General features: G+C 44.8%; 19 protein-coding genes, 1 other RNA gene and 2 pseudogenes. 11 read left to right on the plus strand and 11 right to left on the minus strand.

The window, feature by feature from the left end; all coding sequences use genetic code 11:
* Positions 1–4: 4 nt before the first annotated feature.
* The 6 genes from BSQ33_RS13145 (at position 5) to BSQ33_RS13170 (ending at position 6,109) form a co-directional block, all read left to right on the plus strand.
* A complete protein-coding gene (locus BSQ33_RS13145; protein WP_088134273.1) occupies positions 5–937 on the plus strand; it encodes an FAD:protein FMN transferase in 933 nt (310 codons plus the stop codon).
* Between the two features lie 138 nt (positions 938–1,075).
* A complete protein-coding gene (locus BSQ33_RS13150) occupies positions 1,076–1,819 on the plus strand; it encodes a metallophosphoesterase (RefSeq protein WP_088134274.1) in 744 nt (247 codons plus the stop codon).
* A gap of 295 nt (positions 1,820–2,114) precedes the next feature.
* Positions 2,115–3,140, plus strand: a complete 1,026-nt coding sequence (locus BSQ33_RS13155) for a sensor histidine kinase (protein WP_088134275.1) — start codon at positions 2,115–2,117, stop codon at positions 3,138–3,140.
* Entirely contained in the window at positions 3,141–3,848 is a 708-nt protein-coding gene (locus BSQ33_RS13160) for a response regulator transcription factor (RefSeq protein WP_021020885.1), read from the plus strand.
* Between the two features lie 241 nt (positions 3,849–4,089).
* A complete protein-coding gene (locus BSQ33_RS13165; protein WP_021020886.1) occupies positions 4,090–4,743 on the plus strand; it encodes a potassium channel family protein in 654 nt (217 codons plus the stop codon).
* A gap of 1 nt (position 4,744) precedes the next feature.
* Positions 4,745–6,109, plus strand: a complete 1,365-nt coding sequence (locus BSQ33_RS13170) for a TrkH family potassium uptake protein (RefSeq protein WP_088134276.1) — start codon at positions 4,745–4,747, stop codon at positions 6,107–6,109.
* Positions 6,110–6,264: 155 nt separating this feature from the next.
* Here the strand turns inward: BSQ33_RS13170 and BSQ33_RS22175 are convergent.
* The 5 genes and pseudogenes from BSQ33_RS22175 to smpB all read right to left on the minus strand — a co-directional run.
* A pseudogene (locus BSQ33_RS22175) lies at positions 6,265–6,483 on the minus strand (hypothetical protein); the annotation flags it as partial.
* 103 nt (positions 6,484–6,586) lie between these two features.
* Positions 6,587–7,387: an alpha/beta fold hydrolase gene (locus tag BSQ33_RS13180; protein WP_157721397.1), complete on the minus strand. Its 801-nt coding sequence runs from the start codon at positions 7,385–7,387 to the stop codon at positions 6,587–6,589.
* Positions 7,388–7,436: 49 nt separating this feature from the next.
* A pseudogene (locus BSQ33_RS13185) lies at positions 7,437–7,656 on the minus strand (transposase); the annotation flags it as partial.
* Between the two features lie 180 nt (positions 7,657–7,836).
* Positions 7,837–8,202: a transfer-messenger RNA gene (gene ssrA, locus BSQ33_RS13190) on the minus strand.
* Between the two features lie 68 nt (positions 8,203–8,270).
* On the minus strand, positions 8,271–8,750 hold the full coding sequence (gene smpB, locus BSQ33_RS13195) for an SsrA-binding protein SmpB (protein ID WP_021020892.1): 480 nt from the start codon (positions 8,748–8,750) through the stop codon (positions 8,271–8,273).
* Positions 8,751–8,970: 220 nt separating this feature from the next.
* Between smpB and BSQ33_RS13200 the strand changes: the two genes are divergently transcribed.
* Positions 8,971–9,402, plus strand: coding sequence for an SRPBCC family protein (locus BSQ33_RS13200; RefSeq protein WP_088134278.1), 432 nt, complete (start codon positions 8,971–8,973; stop codon positions 9,400–9,402).
* On the plus strand, positions 9,399–9,752 hold the full coding sequence (locus BSQ33_RS13205; protein ID WP_021020894.1) for an RnfH family protein: 354 nt from the start codon (positions 9,399–9,401) through the stop codon (positions 9,750–9,752). Before BSQ33_RS13200 ends, BSQ33_RS13205 begins: the two co-directional genes overlap by 4 nt.
* A 59-nt stretch (positions 9,753–9,811) precedes the next feature.
* Here the strand turns inward: BSQ33_RS13205 and bamE are convergent, their stop codons facing one another.
* The 4 genes from bamE to nadK all read right to left on the minus strand — a co-directional run bounded on the left by bamE (position 9,812) and on the right by nadK (position 14,465).
* A complete protein-coding gene (bamE, locus tag BSQ33_RS13210) occupies positions 9,812–10,174 on the minus strand; it encodes an outer membrane protein assembly factor BamE (protein WP_021020895.1) in 363 nt (120 codons plus the stop codon).
* 568 nt (positions 10,175–10,742) lie between these two features.
* The gene (locus tag BSQ33_RS13215) at positions 10,743–11,531 is read right to left on the minus strand and encodes a hypothetical protein (protein ID WP_088134279.1); all 789 of its coding nucleotides are present in this window, start codon (positions 11,529–11,531) and stop codon (positions 10,743–10,745) included.
* A 208-nt stretch (positions 11,532–11,739) separates the two neighbouring features.
* A complete protein-coding gene (gene recN, locus BSQ33_RS13220; RefSeq protein ID WP_021020897.1) occupies positions 11,740–13,407 on the minus strand; it encodes a DNA repair protein RecN in 1,668 nt (555 codons plus the stop codon).
* Between the two features lie 173 nt (positions 13,408–13,580).
* On the minus strand, positions 13,581–14,465 hold the full coding sequence (gene nadK / locus BSQ33_RS13225; protein ID WP_021020898.1) for an NAD(+) kinase: 885 nt from the start codon (positions 14,463–14,465) through the stop codon (positions 13,581–13,583).
* Positions 14,466–14,600: 135 nt separating this feature from the next.
* Between nadK and grpE the strand changes: the two genes are divergently transcribed.
* The gene (gene grpE, locus BSQ33_RS13230; protein ID WP_021020899.1) at positions 14,601–15,212 is read left to right on the plus strand and encodes a nucleotide exchange factor GrpE; all 612 of its coding nucleotides are present in this window, start codon (positions 14,601–14,603) and stop codon (positions 15,210–15,212) included.
* Between the two features lie 111 nt (positions 15,213–15,323).
* Here grpE and BSQ33_RS13235 read toward each other — a convergent pair whose 3' ends face one another.
* Together BSQ33_RS13235 and BSQ33_RS13240 are read right to left on the minus strand one after the other, a co-directional pair.
* Positions 15,324–17,228, minus strand: a complete 1,905-nt coding sequence (locus BSQ33_RS13235) for a TRAP transporter permease (RefSeq protein ID WP_021020900.1) — start codon at positions 17,226–17,228, stop codon at positions 15,324–15,326.
* A gap of 94 nt (positions 17,229–17,322) precedes the next feature.
* Complete coding sequence (locus BSQ33_RS13240) at positions 17,323–18,252, minus strand: TAXI family TRAP transporter solute-binding subunit (protein ID WP_088134280.1); 930 nt, start codon at positions 18,250–18,252, stop codon at positions 17,323–17,325.
* A 473-nt stretch (positions 18,253–18,725) separates the two neighbouring features.
* On the opposite strand from BSQ33_RS13240, the gene dnaK reads away from it, so the two are divergent.
* Positions 18,726–20,639 carry a molecular chaperone DnaK gene (dnaK, locus tag BSQ33_RS13245; protein ID WP_088134281.1) on the plus strand — a complete coding sequence of 638 codons (1,914 nt, stop codon included), beginning with the start codon at positions 18,726–18,728 and terminating at the stop codon, positions 20,637–20,639.
* A gap of 199 nt (positions 20,640–20,838) precedes the next feature.
* Positions 20,839–21,984, plus strand: a complete 1,146-nt coding sequence (gene dnaJ, locus BSQ33_RS13250; protein ID WP_088134282.1) for a molecular chaperone DnaJ — start codon at positions 20,839–20,841, stop codon at positions 21,982–21,984.
* The last annotated feature ends 49 nt before the right edge of the window (positions 21,985–22,033 follow it).

A 22,033-nucleotide genomic window follows, 5' to 3' on the forward strand; every position in this document is an offset into this window, starting at 1 on the left:
ACATATGACTGACGCCAATCAAATGATCGAACTGATGGGGACGAAGATTCGCCTTTATTTCAAGGGGGAGCAGGCTGAACAATGGGTCGCAGAAGCGTGTGCACTGTTAAGACATTACGAGCAGGTTTTTAGTGCCAACGATAAGAACTCTCAATTATTTGCGTTGAAAACGACGGCGGTGAAAGCGCCGGTCGTCGTTGACCGAGACTTGTATGAACTGATCAAGATCGGCAAAGCGCACAGCCTTGAACCCAACAGTTTTTTGAACATTGCCATTGGCCCGTTGATTAAGCTTTGGCGCATCGGCTTTAAAGAAGCGCGGGTTCCGAGCCAGGAGGAGATCAACAACGTCTTGGGCTGTTTAGATCCTGCCAATATTGTCCTCGACGATGCGCGTCATTCGGTATTCTTTGCTCAAGAAGGTTTAGAAATTGATTTGGGGGCGATTGCGAAAGGATATTTCAGCGATAAGGTCATGGAGTTCTTTAAAGAAAAACAGCCGATTGCTGCCATGGTTGATATCGGGGGGAATTTGCTGGTTTACGGTGAGTCACCCAAAAACAACCTTGATTGGGATGTCGGGATTCAAAATCCTTTTCTACCGAGAGGCAATTGTGTTGCCAAAGTCGCGATAAGAAATCAGTCGGTTGTCACCTCAGGCATTTATGAACGAACCTTGAAACACGATGGCAATCAGTATCACCACATTTTTGATAGCCACACGGGTTACCCTGTCGACAACAATGTGGCTTCGTTAAGTATTATTGCCGATCAATCATTGGATTGTGACATCTATACCACCAAGCTGTTTGGATTAGATCCCCAAAGTATTTTAGAGACGGTGAATCAAATCGATGGTCTGGAAGCCGTGGTGATAACTGTTGACGGACAGTTCGCCGTGACAGCCAATCTCAGGAACAAGGTAACCATGGCTTAGGCTGCGATTGTTCTTCTGGACCATGATGAGCGTACCGGTTAACAAAATAGATATATTTGATTATAAAACATCGCTTCTCATCCATTTATTTTTGATAATGTGTACGGCATTAAAACATGATGGGAAGGCGAAATAAAAATGGATAAAATTGTTCAAATATCAGATATACACTTTTGTATTAAAGATAAAGATCATCCTTCAAGGAAGCATTTATCTTTCGTGTTAAACAAAATTAATGATTTATATGATGAATATATTTTAGTCCTTTCCGGCGATCTGGTCATGAACGCTGATCGGGCACATTATTTGGCGCTTTATCAATATATAAGAGATTTTACTAAAAGCGATATCTATGCGATTCCCGGTAATCATGACAATATTGCACTCATGAAAGCATTGGCTATGCAAGAGGAATGCTTTAAAATTCAAGATGTTTTAGAAATAGGGAACAATGATATCGTTTTCTTGGACTCCAGTGAAAAAGGAGAGCATCTCGGTGGAGGAAAGATCGACCTTGCTTATTTTGAAGTCATAAAGTCTCAGCTTAGAGCGCGCGCCAATAAAATCGTTTTCATTCATCATCCGCCTTTTAAAATTGGCGCAGATTGGTTTAAAAAGATATGTCTTGATAACGGTGATTTATTGATGCAATCACTATCGGAAATAGATAATTTAAAATATCTTGCTTATGGGCATTGTCATAATTACTTTATCGAAGAAAGAGCAAATACGGTATTTCTATCATGTCCGTCTTCATGGATTCAGTTTGATCATTCTTGTCATCATGAAACAAAATATGATCAAGAAAAAGAGATTGGATTTAACGTCTTCCACCTATCCGATGATATCTCCCATGAGACGGTAACAATCTCGGTTTGTTGAGTTATTGGTGGCTCTTTACTCTGCTTTCTGCATATCGGTAATCCCAGCCAAAAGTCTCGCGCATAGCCATGTCATATACACGGTGCGCTTCACCCGTTATATATTAGCCTAGGTAATGACGGAACTGATTAATCGCGATACATAAGTCGAGGAAGTTACGATGATGTTTGTGACTTCCTCTGATTGGATATACCGTGTCTAGATTTCGCTATTTTTTACGCTTTTTTTACGCGAACCCTGATTGCGCATCTGATAGAGTCGCTGTTAAATTTTCTTTCAAATGACGGCTATGACAATGCGTTGGCTACAGAAGCGTTACCTTTTATCCGCGTCGGTGTTGGTTTTGGCACTTGTCGTCTCTTTCGGACTTGACCACTGGTTAGGCTCCACAATGGCTGTGTTACTGATACTCCAGCTTTCTATTGTTGTCATTGCTCTCCATTGTCACTCACGACTCGCTTATGTGGCTGCGATTGCCGAAGCCGTCAGTTTCAACTTTCTCTTTACCACGCCTCGATATTCGCTTCAGATGTTCCACTTAGATGACATCATCAATTTAGTCGTTTTTATTGTGGTGGCCTTTACCACCAGCCAACTCGCCGAGCGATATCGACGTCAACAGAATGCGCTAAAACAAGTGCAATTGCGCCACCAAATTTTGCTCTCTGTATCCCATGATTTGCGAACGCCGCTCGCGGGGATTATCGGTAACCTTACCACCTTCAAAGAATATCAGATGCAACTGCAAGCCAAAGAAAAGGATGAACTGCTCGACAGTGCCATCAAAGAGAGTCATCGCTTGCATCAATACATAGAGAACCTGTTGCAAGCAACGAAATTGCAGCACGGCGTGGTTCGCATCCAGAAGCAACAAGAATCTATTGTTCACATTGTAAAAAGTGTCATCGGCCGTTTCTCCTCATCTACTACCCGTATTGAGGTTGTCGTCAATGGGGCGGTGCCATCGGTTGAAGTCAGTCGGGCTTTGTTAGAGCAAGCGTTATTCAATGTGCTAGACAATGCGCTGCGTTATTCTCCCAAAGATAAACAGGTCAGTGTGACGATTTATCAGAGCCAGCAGAATGTGGTGATTGATGTTTACAATCAAGGGCAATCACTGCAACCCGAAGACGCACAACGAATGTTTGAGCTGTTTTATTCCGGCAAGGAAAAAAGAAGTGACGATTCTGGCTCAGGACTTGGATTGAGTGTGGCTCAAGGTGTGATCTCAGCCCATCATGGCCATATCGAATGTGTCGACGTATCACAAGGTTGTTTGATTCGGATTACGCTGCCTAGCAGTCAACAAGGAGAGCAGTAAGTGAATTACAAAATACTGGTGGTGGATGATGAGCCTCAAATCCAAACGTTTATGCGCATTTCTTTGGCGGCTGAAGGCTTTGATTACGTAGGAGCAGACTCGTTAGCGACGGCAAAAGTGCAATTTGAGCGTGTTCAACCGCATGTGGTGGTGCTCGATTTGGGATTGCCTGATGGTGATGGCATTGAATTCCTATCGATGATTCGTCAGTCAAGTAAAACACCGGTGCTTATCCTCACGGCACGCGATCAAGAAGAAGAGAAGATCCGCTTGCTTGAAGCGGGGGCGAATGACTATCTCAGTAAGCCGTTTGGCATTAAAGAACTTATTGTACGCATTAAGGTACTACTGCGAGACTTAGTCAGTCACCATTTTGGCGAGGATATCGTTACTTTTAGTCCGCTCAAGCTACAAAAAAGTACCCATCAATGCTGGCTTTCCGATGCAGAAGTCATTCTGACCAAAAAGGAATTTGCGTTTCTCGACATGCTGATGAGGACACCGGGCCAACTTGTGAAGCAAACGGATTTGTTGAAAGAGGTGTGGGGCGAAAGTCATACCGACGACACCCACTATCTGCGCATACTGGTTAGTCAGTTACGCAAAAAACTCAACGACAGTGCAGACGAACAACAGATCATTAAAACCGAATCAGGGATCGGCTACCGTTTAGTTTCGATGGCGTCACCTCGTGATGAATCTTCATAACACCACTTGATGATTGGTCATACTCCATATCGGACGAATGGGTCTGCTTAAAGCAGAAACACCTGAGTCGATTAAGACCTCGTATCAATGTACTTGGACGTGGTAGCAAGCAATTTTCCACTTGTTTCTAATACAGGCATCTGAATATTACATCTGGCAATGATCGTGCGCTGGCGGAAATACTTCGCGGTGTTAGCCCTGTAATTGCCACACTTTTGGACAAAATAGTAAAGGTATTGTCATGGCACATTTTACTGTCATTGGGCTCGGACGTTTTGGTATCGCGGCCAGTCTTGAATTGATCTATCTCGGACACACTGTGACGGGCGTTGATCGCGACCCCAAAATTGTCGATAAATATGTCGAGGAGCTAACGCAAGCCATTATTTGTGACTCTAGCGATGAAAACGCGCTGCGTGAATTAGATCTTGGCAACAGTGAAGCGGTATTGATCGCGATTGGGGAAGACATGCAATCCAGTTTGCTTTGCACGTTGGCATTGAAAAATCTCGGTGTTCAAGAGATTTGGGTTAAGGCTAGCAGCAAAGCACATCACACCATTGTATCGAAACTTGGCGTGCAACGTATTATTCATCCAGAAGAGGAAATGGGCGTGCGTGTCGCTCAGTCACTCAACTACCCCATGGTGAATAACTACTTGTCCTTAGGTCACGGCTTGTATGTGGTTGAAATTCATATCAAAGCATCGTTACACGATACTCCGATTGGACACATTCTTGGTTGGGCCAAAGGCCGCGTGCAAACGGTCCTTATCAAACGTGAACAAGACGTGCTTAATCAGATTGATCAGGATTTTGTCTTGAAAGCGAATGATATCATTCTGTTGTGTGGCACACGCGCCGAGCTAAAGTACCTCGCTCCAAGGTTGGTGTGACATGGTATTGTGGCACCCCTCTATCACGCCGTTAGAACGCAAACCCAAGTCAGGCAAAAAAATAGTCGGTGCGCCGCCACTGATTTTAAGTGGCAGCTTTTTACTGCTTATTCTGTTGGGGACAGTCTTACTCAAGCTGCCGATTGCTGCTCATGAGCCTATCACTTGGATACAGAGTCTGTTCACGGCGACTTCAGCGGTGACGGTGACAGGACTCGTGGTGGTGGATACAGGCACACAGTTCACTTTATTTGGGCAAGTGGTCATCGCGTTACTCATTCAGTGTGGCGGTCTCGGACTCATGACTTTTGCCATTGTGACCTTGATTGCTTTGGGAGGAAAAATTGGCTTTTTAGAGCGCACGGTTGCCAGAGAAGCCTTCGATCAAACCGATGCCTCGACGCTTGTGGCGACCGCTAAATCCGTGCTGATGTTTGCGCTCACCGTCGAGCTAGTTGGAATGATCATACTGTCTTGGTATTGGAGCGATGAACTTGGCTGGGCAACCAGTGTATTTCACGGTTTCTTTTATACCATCAGTGCGTTCAATAACGCAGGGTTTGCCTTAAGTGCTGATAGCTTGATGCCTTATGTGGATGATCCCGTCGTTAACCTGACGATTACAGGACTCTTTATTATTGGCGGGCTGGGCTTTTCGGTGTGGATAGATTTAAAGCGAAATCGTCGATGGTCAAAACTGACGGTTTATAGTCGCATGATGATAACGGGAACCGTGCTTATCAATGCCGTGGCAGTGATAGCCATCTACCTAATCGAGCGTGATAACCCCAACACCTTAGCGCCACTCAGCGAACTCGGTAAGTGGCTGGCTTCTTGGTTTCAGGCAGTAACCCCACGAACCGCAGGCTTTAATACACTCGCGATTGACCAACTCGAAGATGCTACAACTGCTATTGTTCTCGTATTGATGTTCATTGGTGGCGGCTCTTTAAGTACAGCAAGCGGTATCAAAGTTGTGACCTTCATGGTGTTGATTTTATCGACTTACGCTTACTTACGTCGTGATGAGCAAATCCATGTATTTAAACGTGAAATCGCGAAAGATACGATCAGCAAAGCTCTTGCACTGACGATGATTTCGGTTGTAGTGACGTGGTTAGCCATCTTTGCATTACTCTTGACGGAAAATGCCCCGATGATCGATGTCGTGTTTGAAGCAGTTTCTGCATTGGGCACTGTGGGTTTATCTCGTGGTTTAACAGGTCAGCTTTCCGCATCGGGTGAACTGATTATCATCTTTATGATGTATATGGGGAGATTAGGACCTTTAACCTTGGCGTACTTTTTAGCCAGTCCACGCCAGAAAAAACTGCGTTTTGCGGAGACAAAATTAGCAATTGGATGAGTTTTCAAGGCTAACACGGTTTTGTTGCTTAAAGCGTGATAAACGGGGTTCTGATGTGCTGTAGTGATGGAATCTGAAATGCTTTCGGCAATAATGGATTTAGCTAGTTGGTGCTGGATGCTTTCAACGGAGCAGTTGCTGTCTAAGCTGTGTGAGAAGTGATATGCCTTATGTTCTCCCATTCTTGTGACAAGTCCTGAGCCACATGAGATACAAACACAGTTGCATTTGGAGCCACGTTCGGTGTCTCTATTTAACTGGTTGATATGAATTAAACTGTCCCTCATTGCCCATGCTGTTTTGACTGCCATCGCTCTATGTCTATATACAATACAATTGTTTAACAATAAATGTATTGTATATAAGGGGATCATATCTTTTTGACAAAAATCGAGCAATAAAGATACATATGCCGGAGGTTCCCCCTCCGACAATGACTGCGTGGTATTTATGATTCATTGTTTTTCAACGACTCTTTTAATTTGAGATAAATTGATTTATTTCTTCAACCCAGTCTGATGGGTTTTCTATCTGTACTGCGTGACCACTATTGACTTCTCTGTACTGACTGTTATTGATTAATCTGGCTACATCTTGAACCATATTGGTTGGAATTAATGTATCGAATTTCAAACCAATGACTAAAGTTTCAGATGTTATCCCCTCAAGCTCACTGATAATGTCAACTTCCATCCCTAGTTGGATTCTGCGATTTGTTTCGGGAGCACTTTTACTATGACAGATAGCTTGGACAACATGGTGGTCCATTTTTGCTAAGAAACTAGGGCTCAGGACATGAGAGAGAGCAAAGGACATCGAAAGTTTTGAGTTTGACTCTTCGAGTTCTTTCCATGTATTAAAAATCAATTGGTGTCTAGCATCATTTGAGTTACACCAAGGTGCACTCAATACAAGCTTATTGATATATTGTGGATGCCCACTGGCGAGTACCGCAGCCACAACAGCGCCAAGTGAATGGCCTACAACATCGAACTTTTCATAACCACTGTCCGCAAAGATAGCTAAAATTTGGTCTACTAAGAGCTCGACAGAAAGTTCAGTTTCGGGCAGAGATGAATCTCCGCAGCCGGCATAATCAGGTATGATGACTACTCTGTCCTTTGAAAAGTAGGGATGAATTTTTCCATAACTGGCTTCACCATCACTATTTGTTCCATGTAATAAAATTAATGGTGTGCTATTTTTTCCAAGTCGTTCTTGATTGCCATAGATAGTATAAGAACATTTGCAAGATGCTAAGTTAAGTTGTTTTTTCATTGATAACCTCACTTTAGAGTAATAACTAGCCAGCTTCCTTTTCGATGTATTCATGCTCCTGAATTTTTTGCTGATCAGGCGTTAGCGCTTTATTGCCTGGCGTTACGCCAGTTCTCTCTTGTTCAAGCTGTTTAACCCAATGTCGGAGAATTGTTTCACCGATACCAGGGGAACGGCTGGCTTCGGGTATAGAATGACCTTGGTCAAGTGACCAAACATGCAGCTTCAAGTTTAAACTCTGCTATAAATGAACGACGCTTCTTTGTCATAGAGCACGTCTTGCTATGGTATGTACTTTACCATCTTAATTGATGTCCGAGGTCATTAAACCACTATCATGGTTACTAAAAATCAAAGATGTAGTGAAATACTGTGGGGTGTTAACTTGTTGGTTTTAATATGTTACAGGCAAGAAAAAAGACGCCCGAGGACGTCTTTAAACTATGATTTGGTGGAGCTGGCGGGAGTTGAACCCGCGTCCGAAAATCATTCATCTTTGGTACTACATGCTTAGTCGATCTTTAATTTCACTACCACCTGCGAACCGACACGCGAATGAATAGCTAACCTGAATTATGTCTTACGCTTCATCCCTCAGGTGGGGGAATCCACGCCAGCTTGTTTTGGTTTGACCATCTGAACTCCCCGTCCTACAAGCAGAGGCTAGGGCAGATGGGCTCTCAGCAGGTTATTAAGCTGCTAGTGCGTAGTTTTCGTCGTTTGCGACTATTTTTTTGCGGTTTGTTAACGAGGCCTACCGCACCTCGGCATGCACCTCAGACTGCAAAATTCCCGTCGAATCCTGAATCAGCCCCAGAGGTAGAGTGTGCATACTACCAGAATTGTTCCTACTGTCTAGTGCTGCACAATCATATGGTTAAGTTTAACGCAGTGAGCTCTTCATCACGCGATCTTTTTGGCGTTGCCAGTCACGGTCTTTGGCCGTATCACGCTTATCGTGTAACTTCTTACCCTTGGCAACCCCGATTTTTATTTTGACCCATGAGCGAGACCAGTACAGCGATAGCGCGATTAAGGTCATCCCTTCACGATTGATTCGGCCGAATAAATTATCGAGTTCACGACGAGAGAGAAGGAGTTTGCGCACCCGAGTCGGGTTGGCAATCACATGTGTCGAAGCTTGTTGCAGTGGGATAACGCTCATGCCGGAGATAAAAGCTTCTCCGTTACGCAAGAAGACATAACTTTCTGCGATATTTGCTTTGCCCTGGCGAAGTGACTTCACTTCCCAGCCCTGAAGCTCCAGACCAGCTTCTATCTCATCTTCAATGAAATATTCGTGGCGAGCTTTTTTGTTCAGAGCAATCGTGTTGCTCCCTGGTTTTGATTTTTTCTTTGCCATAGTGGGGCGTATTATACGGATTGCGTGTTGCTTGGGAAATCCTTTTATTGGCATTGGTGCAAAATATACACAATTGTCTGATAAATCTGCGATTATTGTCATTCTGAGGTGATGGATTGACTGGTTGAAACCAGTCGGGAGCGAGATGCTGACCTTGAGCTCACTTGTGTATCACAGTAAAATTACAGCGCTTAGGTGTAAAGAGGAAGAAGGAGCATCAATGAAGCAGGTGAGTCGTTCTGCACTGGTATCGTTTAGCGCTGAACAGATGTTTAATTTAGTCAATGACGTGATGCGTTATCCTGAGTTTTTGCCGGGTTGTTCCGGTGCGAGAGTGATTGAGTCAAATGCTGACAAGATGGTCGCTTCTGTTGATGTCTCCAAAGCGGGGATCAGCAAAACATTTACTACGTCGAATCAGTTGATAACGGCTGAAGCTATTTTGATGGATTTGGTGGATGGCCCTTTTAAAATGCTGCGTGGTGGATGGTATTTTACACCGCTCGATGAATGGGCTTGTAAAGTTGAACTGAAGCTTGAATTTGAGTTTTCCAGCAAGATGATTGAGCTGGCATTCGGCAAAGTATTCAATGATCTGACCAATAATATGGTGAATGCTTTCACCAAACGGGCAAAGCAGGTGTATGTATGACGGATGAAGAGAATACGATTCATGTGGAGGTTGTGTATGCGCTGCCACATGAGCAGCGCGTGCTGTCGTTGGTTGTATCGCCATCGATGACGGTGGAAGAGATTATCCGCCAATCTGGTGTGTTGAATATGTATCCGGAGATTGATCTGGCCAAGAATAAAGTGGGGATTTTCAGTCGTCCGGTGAAACTGGATGCGACAGTCCGGGATCGAGACCGGATCGAAATTTACCGACCATTGCTGGCCGATCCGAAAGAAATTCGCAGGAAGCGGGCAGAGCAGGCAAAAGCTGCGGGAACCGCTGACCCGGTAACCGGCGGTAAACCCAATCCACTTAAGAAATCGTTGTGATTCTGATAGTAAAAAAGCTCGCGCCGCGAGCTTTTTTTATAATTGATGGTTTGACTCGTTTACTGGACGCTTTCAAAGAATTGGTCACTGTTATGAAAGTCACCAGCCAGATGAATCAGTGACCCCCTCTTGTCAAATTTGACGATCAGATTCTTCTGAACCGGATCTTCATGACCAGAGACATGATGATAAATGTAGTACCAAGTATCGGGATAACCATTCTCAACGAGCATCGGAGAACCAAGGACATAGCGGACCTGTTGTTTGGTCATGCCGAATTTCAATTGATCAACTTCTTGTTGATCAACGTAGTTGCCTTGGTTGATATCAATCCGGTAAACCAACATATCGGTAACCGATGAACATCCACTAAGGACAAGTATTGCTAATGACGCGGTGATGAGAGACTTCTTCAATTGCATAGTTTGTTTACTACATTGTCATTTAGAGTGAAAGCTTGGCTGATAATAAACAAGCTTGGTGAAGAAGTAAAAGGGTTCCCCACCATCTTATCCCACACTCAGACTACAAATTTTAGATTTTGTTGCATCTGATCGGTTTTTTTTCAAAATTCGTCACTGATTATAGATCCTGATGGTCATATGTGCTGCTTTTCGAACGGTTTAATGGGGTTGGACAGCCTCATTTGGTTAGATAGGTAGATTTGGTTAGACAGATAGAGTTGACGGGATATCTCCGGTCATGAGAAGCACCCGACAATCATGGCGGGCTGGTTGAGAGGATGATGGCGCTTCTCATGAACTGAACTCAGAGACTGTGTTAGAGATTCTCGCCATAGAATGGCTATGACTCAAATCTCTGCCTTGCCTCTGAGCCCAGTGATTCTCGCTGAAACTGCATCTTGAGGTCATTTGGGTATAAAAATAACCAATGATTGATTTTAGATATTCACAAATAAAATATAATTGGTCTGATGTTTAATATTCTGATTTATACTGTATTGGTTGATAATAAATTGATGAATCGGAATTATTTATATTGGTGAATCTTTGTGAATGAATTCATATGATAAAAACTATCAAGCAGGTGGCATGTTTCTATCAGTTGCCGACTTAATTTATTATTCTTTTTAAAGAATAGAACACCATAGGCTAGTGGTTTAAATTTACGCAAAAGCTGATGGATTTCTATTAAGCTTTGCCAATATTCATCGGAAACCTGTTGCTTCCAATAACATAATGCCCTTCTTTTTTGTTCAATCGTGACTTGTTTGATACGGCATAAGTCCATAAGTAAGAGATAAATGTCTCTTGCTTTGAGCTTTGGACTTGCGTGCATAATTGATTCTTCAAAATCAATCAGACTGAGCTGATTATGCTGGTCGATTAATATGTCGCGCAGTGCCGGGCGTCCGTGAGCAATATCCGCATTATGTAATTTGATGAATAGATTGAACAGTTGCATCAATATATCATCAGTAATACGGTCTGCCTCAACCTGAGAGAGTGGTAGGCCTTTGTCAGATGTGACAAAGAAGCGTTTCCCTTCCAGCGCGATATTCGGAACTTGAAATCCAATTGAATTTAAATAAAGCAATACCGATTTTTCATGCTCAAAACGTGACCATGAATTCATCGTTGCTTTTGACTGGAAGCATGAAAATAAATTGAACTTACTCGCAAGTGACGAAACCTTTCGGATAAAGTTAGATTTATCCTCTCCGCCAATTTTTAGCCAATAAGTTTTCTTTTGATCTGTGATTTTAATAACGCCATTAATATTTCTATCAATGTGTTTTATGCATTGTTCTTTTAACATAACATGAATATATTATTTGTATGATATTTTGAATGGGCAATGATGAATTGCGGCACATTCTATCCGTTTTTTTTGTTAAGTTAAGATCAAATGCAGAAAAAATCAAAATAAATATCGGGCGGGATATCATTTAATCAAAATGCCCGATATTTATAATGAGGGGGGATATTCAGGAAATGGATAATAAAATAAATTTGTGTGAAAATCGTTATGCAGCTACAAGCAATAACTCTTTTGCATTCGCTAACGTTGTTTCAGTAATTTGACTACCGCCAAGTAATCTTGCTAATTCCTCAATCCGTTGCTGATTATCCAGCTTGAGCATTTGTGTTTGGGTTTTTCCGCCTTTCGTTTGTTTGGCAACAAAAAGTTGTTGATGTCCACAACCGGCAACCTGTGGTAAGTGGGTGACACATAAGACTTGGGTCGATTCACCCAGTTGACGTAGCATTTTCCCGACGACAGCAGCTGTCGGGCCACTGATGCCGACATCGACTTCATCGAAGATCAAACTTGGGGTTTCGACTTTTTGTGCAGTAATCACCTGAATCGCGAGTGATATTCGCGATAGTTCTCCGCCTGAGGCGACTTTTGTCATGGGTTGCAATGGTTGGCCCGGATTGGTCGACACCATGACGTTCACCGAATCGAATCCGAGTGGAGACGGGTGATTGTCATCATAATGAATATCCATCTGGAACTTGGCTTTTTCCATGCTTAGTTCATGCATACTCTGACTGATTAATTTATTGAGTTCTTTGGCATAGCGCATTCTGGACTGATGCAGCTTTTCAGCGCGGTGAACAAATGACTGATACGCTTCTGCCACAATATTCTCAAGCTGCTCAAGTTTTTCGTCAGAATAATCAAGTGCGGAAATCTGTTGACGTAGGTTTTGGTGGTGCTGGTAGAGCTCTTCCGGCAGCACATTGTGTTTACGAGCCAGCGACATGACTTTGGAGTAGCGATCTTCAATATGCGCCATTTGTGCCGGATCGACTTCTATCCGATCCAGATAGTCGCGCAGTTCACTGTTTGCTTCTTCTAACTGAATCAGTGCTTCTGCAAGCATAGCAGGCAACATCGCCATTTTTTCATCCAGCTCGGCTAATTGAACCAGAACCTGATTGGTTGACTGAAGTAAACCGATAGCATTGACTTCATCGCCTTCATTTAATAATTGGATTGCATTTTGGCTGAGGGTGAGTAAGTCACCACTATTGGTCAGACGTTTGTATTCCTGTTCCAGTTCGGGGAACTCATCTTCACCGAGCGATAACTCATCCAGTTCTTTAATTTGATATTCAAGTAACTGGAGCTGTGCCTGATTCTGTTGGCTGTTTTCACGGATTTGTTTCAATTCATTACTGGCCTGACGCCAATTCTGGTAAGCCACTCGTGTCTTTTTCAATAAATCGGCATGACCGGCATATTGGTCCAACATCGTCAGTTGGTGTTCACTTTTCATCAGTTGTTGATGGGCATGCTGACCATGAATATTGATCAGTAACTGGCCGAGTGATTTCAGTTGTGAGATCGGTACCGGATTCCCATTGATGAATGCGCGGGAGCGGCCTTCTTTGGTAATCACCCGACGAAGAATACAGTCGCTGCCGTCGAGCAGTTCATTATCTTCAAGCCATCGGGTGGCATGCAGATTGTGATCGAGCAGAAATGCAGCACAGACTTCGGTTTTTTCTTCACCTTGACGCACCATACTGGCTTCTGCCCTGCCTCCGAGACATAAACTGAGCGCATCAATCGCAATGGACTTACCTGCACCAGTTTCGCCGGTAATGGTGGTCATTCCTTGAGAAAGTTCTAACTGTAATGATTTTACGATTGCAAAATTATTGACACTTAAATGAGCCAGCATGTTCACACCTGTACGTTTTACCAATACTGTATAAAGAAACAGTATATACTGTTTCTTTATACAGTAAAGATGTTTGGTGATTTTATTTTCACCAATATATCAGGCAGGACGAAACGGCTGAATCGATGCCTCTTCAGCTTTGCAAATGACAAGTCATATGAGCTTTCAGAACGCTAGAACAGCTTACTTGACCAACCCAGTTTGTTTCTCAGGACATGGTAGTAGCTGTAATCTTTCGGGTGAATCAAATGTAATTTATTCGGGCTGCGGTAGATCAGCACTTCATCTCCGGGAGAGACCGGGAGCGAAATTTGTCCATCACAACTGATTTCCTGTGTGCCTCGGTTATTCGGTGAGACAGACAGTTTGATCCGACAATCACCATCAACGACCAAAGGGCGGGATGACAGAGTGTGTGGAAACATCGGTACCAGTGAGATGGCGTTTAAACTCGGTGACAGAATTGGGCCGCCCCCCGATAGTGAATAAGCGGTTGAACCGGTTGGTGTTGAAACAATCAGGCCGTCCGAGCGCTGGGAAAACGCGAAAATGTCATTAATGTACACCTCGAACTCAATCATGTGGGCGATTTTCCCCGGATGGAGAACAGCTTCGTTTAAGGCTGCATTATGACTTTTAATCTGCCCGTTGCGATGAATTTCGGTTTCCAGCAGAAAGCGTTCTTCTTCAATGTATTCGCCAGCGAGCACTTTTTGTAAAGCTGCCTGAAAATCTTCGGGATTTAAGTCGGTGAGAAATCCCAGACTCCCGCGGTTGACACCAATCACCCGAATTTCAAAACGGGATAACACTCTGGCTGCGCCGAGCATGTTACCGTCACCACCGACAGCAATAGCCAGATCGGCTTTTTTTCCGAGTTCAAGTAAAGGAGAAAAACATTCGGGCGGAAGATCAGTAAGAATACTGCTCAGTCGATCATCGATAAACACAGAATATCCTTGGTCTGACAACCATTGGTATAACTCACGATGGGTTTGTATCGCAGACTGGTCCCGTGGTTTACCAATGATGGCAATCACGGCAAAAGATTTTTTCATAATGTTTCCAATCGAATTAGGCTTGAATCAGGAATCTTCATCCCCATAATAAAGGCAAGTTATGCTTTTATGCGAATGTTTAGTGTGTTGAATGTTGATCATCAATACAAAAGATCATGGAACTCTGGAGATATCATGAGCAACGAAGAGAATAAAGTCAAAGAAGAAGAGCTGCAGCAAGAATCGGTAGCACAAGAAGAGACTGAGGCTGAAGTCGTCGGTAGTGAGGCTGATATCGAGTGGAATGAAAGCGATGCACCAGAGGATGAGCAAGACGCGAAAATTGCCCAATTGGAAGCGGCGTTGTTGACGAGCGAACGGAAGTTGAAAGAGCAGCAAGATGCCGTCTTGCGTGCACAGGCAGAAGTTGAGAATATCCGCCGTCGGAGTGAGCAGGAAGTCGATAAAGCGCGTAAATATGCGCTGAATCGTTTTGCGGAAGAACTATTACCAGTTATTGATAATCTTGAGCGCGCAATTCAGGCAGCAGATGCTGAGAATGAAGTGATCAAGCCTTTGGTGGAAGGGGTAGAGCTGACGCATAAAACCTTTATCGGCACCATTGAGAAATTTGGTCTCAGAGAGATTAACCCTGAAGGTGAAACATTTAATCCTGAGTTGCATCAGGCGATGTCCATTCAGGAAAGTCCCGACCATGAGTCAAACACCGTGATGTTTGTGATGCAAAAGGGTTATGAACTGAATGGTCGTGTGGTTCGTCCTGCGATGGTGATGGTTGCGAAATAACGGCATCTCAGTCATGAGGTGACAGCCTCACAGCAATAAAATGAAAAGGTTGGCAAAGGCCAACCTTTTTTATCATCCATTCATTGCGGTGCACGATGATTGCTCGTATGGCTAGACTGGACGAGGAGCATGCCCGTCACGGCTTTTCTTCCACTCCCATATCATCAGAACAGCAATGCACACCATACCGATCAGACGATAATTATCGGTAATAAACAGGGTTGCTGCCGCCAGTAACAGGAACATCAACCGCAGGATGCCTGACATTGGACGGAATAGGTAACCTTCGATACCGCCCGCAAATGCAATAATCAATGCGATACACCCAAGGACGGATTCAATAAATGCCAGTGGTGTTTCGGTTTGAGTCCAGATGAGGCCGGAAAATGCCATCATCGCTGGGATGAGGAAAAATCCCTGTGCCAGCTTAAAGGCTTGAACCGCAGAACGCATGGGGGAGGCGTTGGCGATACCGGCACCGGCAAAAGCGGCGAGTGCGATAGGCGGTGTCACATTCGATGTTTGCGAGAGCCAAAATACGATCATATGTGCGGTGAGCAACGGTACACCGAGATCCATTAAGGCAGGCACTGCCATGACGGACAGCACGATATAAGCTGCGGTCACCGGGAGGCCCATCCCCAGAATCACGGCCGCAATTGCAATAAACAATAATGCAGACCAGAGATGCCCGCCGGACAGTGAGGTCAGGAATTGAGTAAATTGCAGGCCGATCCCTGTTTGTCCGACCACGCCAACCACAATGCCGGCGGTTGCACAGGCAATTGATATAGGGAGCGCGAGAATGGCCCCTTCTTTCATACCTTCAAGCACGAGCTTAATGCTGATTTGAGTATGTTTGCGTGTAATTGCGGCGATGAGTATCGCGGCACATCCGGCAATACCGACTAAAATCGGGGAGTAACTCATAATCAACAGTGCGGTGATCATCACCAATGGCAGAAGGAAATGCCATCCCTGTTTCAAAATCCGACCAATCTTCTCCGTTTCACTCATACCTTGCAGATTGAGCTTACATGCCATCAGATGAACGTAGAGTAGCGTACAGGCAAAATAGAGGATTGCCGGTGCAATCGAAACCAGAATGATTTCACTGTAAGGAATACCGGTAAATTGCGCCATAACAAACGCACCGGCTCCCATGACCGGGGGCATAATTTGTCCTCCGGTTGACGCTGCCGCCTCAATGCCGGCTGCTTGCTCTGCTTTATAACCGAGCTTTTTCATCATCGGTATGGTCAGGGAACCGGTTGTCACCGTATTGGCAATGGCTGAACCGGAAATCGATCCCAAAGCGGCAGAGGCCAGTACACTGGCTTTGGCCGGGCCTCCTTTTGATTTTCCGGCAATCGAAAATGCGGCATCGATAAAAAATTGCCCGGCCCCGCTGACTTGTAAAAATGCCCCGAACAGGACGAAAACAAAAACGACACCCGCGGCGATTGCCAGTGGTGCACCGAAGACGCCGTTGGTGGAATAGATATGAAAGCGGATCATCTCTTCTAAGGAAAAACCTTTACTGGCAATGGCATCCGGCAGAACATTGCCAAATAGTGCATAACTGAGAAAGATGACCGCCACAAACACCATGACCATTCCGACAGTCCGACGGGTGGCTTCCAAGAGGAGCAGCAAGAGCAACAGTCCCGCGTATTGATCATTCGGCTGCAATCCGTCCAACAGGAAACTGATATCATCATAATCAAATGGAATGATTCGGCTGGCTGCCCAACAAGTGATGACGATTAGCACCATGTCGAGACAACGTAGCACCACATATTTAGCTGGTGAGGCGGTGTCGATCCGCGCCGCGGGATACGCTAAAAAGGCAAGGATTAAAACCCAGCTGAGGTGGGTGGGTCTGAAAACGGTTGCTGACAGATCGGCTGTGATACCTTGCCATATCTGGAACACTGTCAGCAAAATTGCGATCAGGCCGGTCACGAGCGTAAGACGGTTGGCGAATTTCGTGTGCCGGGGTAAAACCTGAGTCATAGCTAACTCCAAATGTCATTACATAAAGCAAAATCAGATGACATATTCGGCTGAATGCTGTCATCTGATAGATTGAATCATCGGGGGTATGATTTTATTGGTGATGTTCTTGGTAGTATTTCAAAGCACCGGGATGAAGCGGTACACCTTTCAGCTTAGGCATGTTATCGATAGTCATAAACTTCGTGACACCAACCGCCTGACGGATTTTGTCGATATTTTCAAAGGCGACTTTGGTCATTTCGTAAGCCAGCTTGTCATCCATCTTTTGATTGGTGACCAGAACGTTCCAAACTGCGGGGACCTCGAATGCCGGGACATTTTTATAGCTGTTAGCCGGTGCCGTGAATGCTTGATAGGATGAGTTGGCCGCTGAGATTTTCTTCAGTTCCTGTGGCGTAAAAGAGATAATCCGGATCTTGCGGGTGAGTGCCAGCTCTGTGATTGCACCAACGCCAAGGCTGCCGACAATGACACCTGCGTCAATTTGTCCATTCGCCAGCGCACTTGTGGTTGCGGTGTAGTTCAGTGACTGTGCTTTTACATCGTTTTCCGTAATACCGAGTATATTCAGAATACTTACCGCACTCACCCGTGTACCAGAACCGGGCGCCCCGAGCGAAATTTTCTTACCTTTCAGGTCACTGATGGTATGGATATCGGAATCAGCAGGGACAATGAACTGGACGACGTTTGGATAAAGGGCGAAGAGTACCTGAGTCGGCATTTTTCTCGGGAATGGCTTTTCTCCTGTATAGGCTTTCAGCGCGACATTCCCCATTGCGATACCGACCAACTGTTTTTGCGTGGCGACTTTGATGATGTTTTCCACGGATGCTGCGGTGACTTCGGCGCGCATATTGAAATCAGGAATGTTTTCACTCCAGATTTTAGCCAGTGTGCCGCCCAGTGGGTAGTAAGTCCCGCTTTGACTGCCTGTTCCTATGGTGTAGTTATTCGCAAAGGCTGGTAGTGCAATACACAGCCCGAGAATCATCAAACCTTTCTTGACGATGTTGTACATAAGAAACTCCCTGTTTTTCTGCTGATATAAAAGAAGTATTTACATTGGGTATGTTCATTACCATGCTGGGCATAAGCAATGTGAGTCTCGTGTAAATGTGAAGGTCGTGTATCGGTTTTGATATCACGATGTTGATATCTCTGGGTATAGCGGGATTGATAAAACACTGGTTAGGTCACCAAACTGAGGGTAACTTTGTGAAATAAGGATGAATTACAAGGTGAATCTCATGATTGATTTTGACGATTCTCCGGTGTTTGAGTGTTGTTGAACCCTGATCTCCGGTCAGAAAATAAGGAAATTCGTATTTTTTTCATTTTTTCCCTTGAAAAGGTATTTTCTGCCCTTATCTAAGGGGCATAGAGAAGCAAACTTCGTTTGTTGAGCGGTGAGTTAGGGGTTGAAACCCGATTCTCCAACCCCATATATGGGGTACTGGCAAAACGACAATAGAATTATTCGGAGATGTCCTGATGGGTAAGATCATTGGTATTGACTTAGGTACTACAAACTCTTGTGTTGCTGTACTGGATGGTGGAAAACCTCGCGTAATTGAAAATGCTGAGGGTGAGCGTACAACCCCATCTATAATTGCTTACACTACAGATGGTGAAACACTTGTTGGTCAGCCTGCAAAACGTCAAGCGGTTACCAACCCTGAGAACACATTATTTGCAATCAAGCGTTTGATCGGTCGTCGCTTTGAAGACGAAGAAGTTCAACGTGATATCGAGATCATGCCTTATAAAATTGCCAAGGCAGATAACGGTGATGCATGGGTTCAGGTTCGCGATGAAAAACTGGCAGCGCCACAGGTTTCTGCTGAAGTTTTGAAAAAAATGAAAAAAACCGCAGAAGATTTTCTGGGTGAAACCGTAACGGGTGCCGTGATTACTGTCCCTGCGTATTTTAATGATGCTCAGCGTCAGGCAACCAAAGATGCGGGTCGTATCGCTGGTCTGGAAGTAAAACGGATCATTAACGAACCAACTGCTGCTGCGCTGGCCTATGGTCTGGATAAAGAAGGCGGTGACCGTGTTATCGCTGTATACGACTTAGGTGGTGGTACATTCGATATCTCTATCATCGAAATCGATGATGTTGAAGGTGAGAAAACATTTGAAGTACTGGCAACCAATGGTGATACACACTTAGGTGGTGAAGACTTCGATACTCGCATGATCAATTACTTGGTTGATGAATTCAATAAAGAGCAAGGCATCAACCTGAAAAATGATCCGTTAGCAATGCAGCGTCTGAAAGAAGCGGCTGAGAAAGCGAAGATTGAGCTTTCTTCTGCACAACAGACTGACGTGAACCTGCCTTATATTACAGCAGATTCGACGGGTCCTAAACATATGAATATCAAAGTGTCTCGTGCAAAACTTGAGTCTTTGGTTGAAGATCTGGTTCAACGTTCTCTTGAGCCGATGAAAGTTGCTCTGGCGGATGCAGACCTGTCTGTTGGTGATATTACTGACGTCATTCTTGTCGGTGGTCAGACTCGTATGCCAATGGTTCAGAAGAAAGTGGCTGAGTTCTTTGGTAAAGATGCACGTAAAGACGTGAACCCGGATGAAGCTGTTGCTGTCGGTGCTGCGGTTCAAGGTGGTGTCCTTGCAGGTGATGTGAAAGACGTTCTGCTGCTTGACGTAACACCACTGTCGCTGGGTATCGAAACCATGGGCGGTGTGATGACCAAGCTGATTGAGAAAAACACCACGATTCCAACAAAAGCGAATCAAGTGTTCTCAACTGCCGAAGATAATCAGAGCGCTGTAACCATCCATGTACTGCAAGGTGAGCGTAAACAGGCGACATATAACAAGTCTCTGGGTCAATTTAATCTGGAAGGCATTCAGCCTGCACCGCGTGGCATGCCACAAATCGAAGTAACCTTCGACTTGGATGCGGATGGTATTCTGCACGTATCTGCAAAAGATAAGCAGACCAATAAAGAGCAGAAGATCACAATCCAGGCATCTGGTGGCTTGAACGATGATGAAATCGAAAAAATGGTTCAAGAAGCGGAAGCCAATAAAGAAGCGGACAAAAAGTTCGAAGAATTGGCAACTGCACGTAACCAAGCTGACCAAATCATCCACGCCACTCGTAAGCAAGTAGAAGAAGCCGGTGATGCGCTTCCTGCGGATGACAAAGAAAGCATCGAAGCAGCAATCAGTGACCTTGAAACTGCACGTAAGAGCGGCGACAAAGAAGAAATTGATGCCAAGACTCAGGCACTGATGACAGCATCTCAGAAACTGATGGAAATTGCTCAACAGCAAGCACAAGCACAGCAAGCTGGTGGTGCAGAGCAAGCGTCTGGTCAGGAAGATGATGTTGTTGATGCTGAATTCGAAGAAGTCAAAGACGAGAAAAAGTAATCAGTGAATGACTATTCATTGATATGACTTCAGACCTTTTCAGGTATGATACGGGCGTTTGGGGTGACTCTAACGCCCGTCTGTTTGTAATTTTGGTGTCGATTTAGGTCATGTTTCATTCTGTGTGAAATATCATCTATATCGATACATCTACCGGGCGACAAGCGTCGCTTGCAGTAATTAATTGGTGACGAAGAACATGTCAAAACGTGATTTTTACGAAATCTTAGGCGTAAGCCGTGATGCCTCTGAGCGTGATATCAAAAAGGCCTATAAACGCTTGGCGATGAAATTCCATCCTGACCGTAATCCGGGCGATGAAACCGCAGCTGATAAGTTTAAAGAAGTAAAAGAAGCGTATGAGGTGTTAACCGATCCTCAGAAAAAATCAGCTTATGATCAGTATGGTCATGCCGCATTCGAGCAAGGCGGTGGTGGTTTTGGCGGTGGCTTCGGTGGCGGAAATGCTGACTTCGGGGATATCTTTGGCGATGTATTTGGGGATATCTTTGGCGGTGGCCGCCGTGGTGGTGGTCAGGCTCGGGCGCAGCGCGGTTCGGATCTTCGCTACAATATGGAACTCACTTTAGAAGAAGCTGTCCGCGGTTGTTCGAAAGAAATTGAAGTCCCAACGATGGTTCATTGTGATACATGTAATGGCAGTGGTGCGAAGAAAGGGACCACGCCTGAAACATGTGGTACCTGTCATGGCCATGGCCAGGTTCAGATGAGACAAGGCTTTTTTGCGGTGCAACAGACTTGTCCGACTTGTCATGGTAAGGGAAAAATCATCAAAGATCCTTGCCGTGATTGTCATGGTCAGGGGCGTAAGCAACAACGTAAGACGCTCAATGTGAAGATTCCTGCCGGTGTTGATACCGGGGATCGGATTCGTCTTACCGGAGAAGGTGAAGCGGGTGAAATGGGCGCGCCAGCCGGTGATTTGTATGTTCAGGTTCATGTGAAAGAACATCATATCTTTGAACGTGAAGGCAATAATCTATTCTGTGAAGTCCCGGTTAGTTTCTCCATGGCAGCACTCGGTGGGGAAGTTGAAGTGCCTACACTCGATGGTCGGGTGAATCTGAAAGTGCCGGAAGAAACGCAAACTGGCAGAATGTTCCGGATGCGCGGAAAAGGCGTGAAGAATGTTCGTGGTGGTGCAGCTGGTGATTTGATTGTACGTTTGGCTGTTGAGACACCTGTGAACCTAAGCTCGCGTCAGAAAGAATTGCTTCGTGAGTTTGAGGAATCCTGCGGTGGTGAAGCGGCAAGTAAGCACAAGCCGAAATCGGAAGGCTTCTTCAGTGGTGTGAAAAAGTTTTTTGATGATCTTACAAGCTGATCAAAACTAAATCATGCGTGTAAAAAACCTGCTTCGGCAGGTTTTTTTA

The sequence above is a fragment of the Vibrio gazogenes genome, from assembly GCF_002196515.1.
In the GTDB taxonomy this organism is placed as follows: Bacteria; Pseudomonadota; Gammaproteobacteria; order Enterobacterales; family Vibrionaceae; genus Vibrio; species Vibrio gazogenes_A.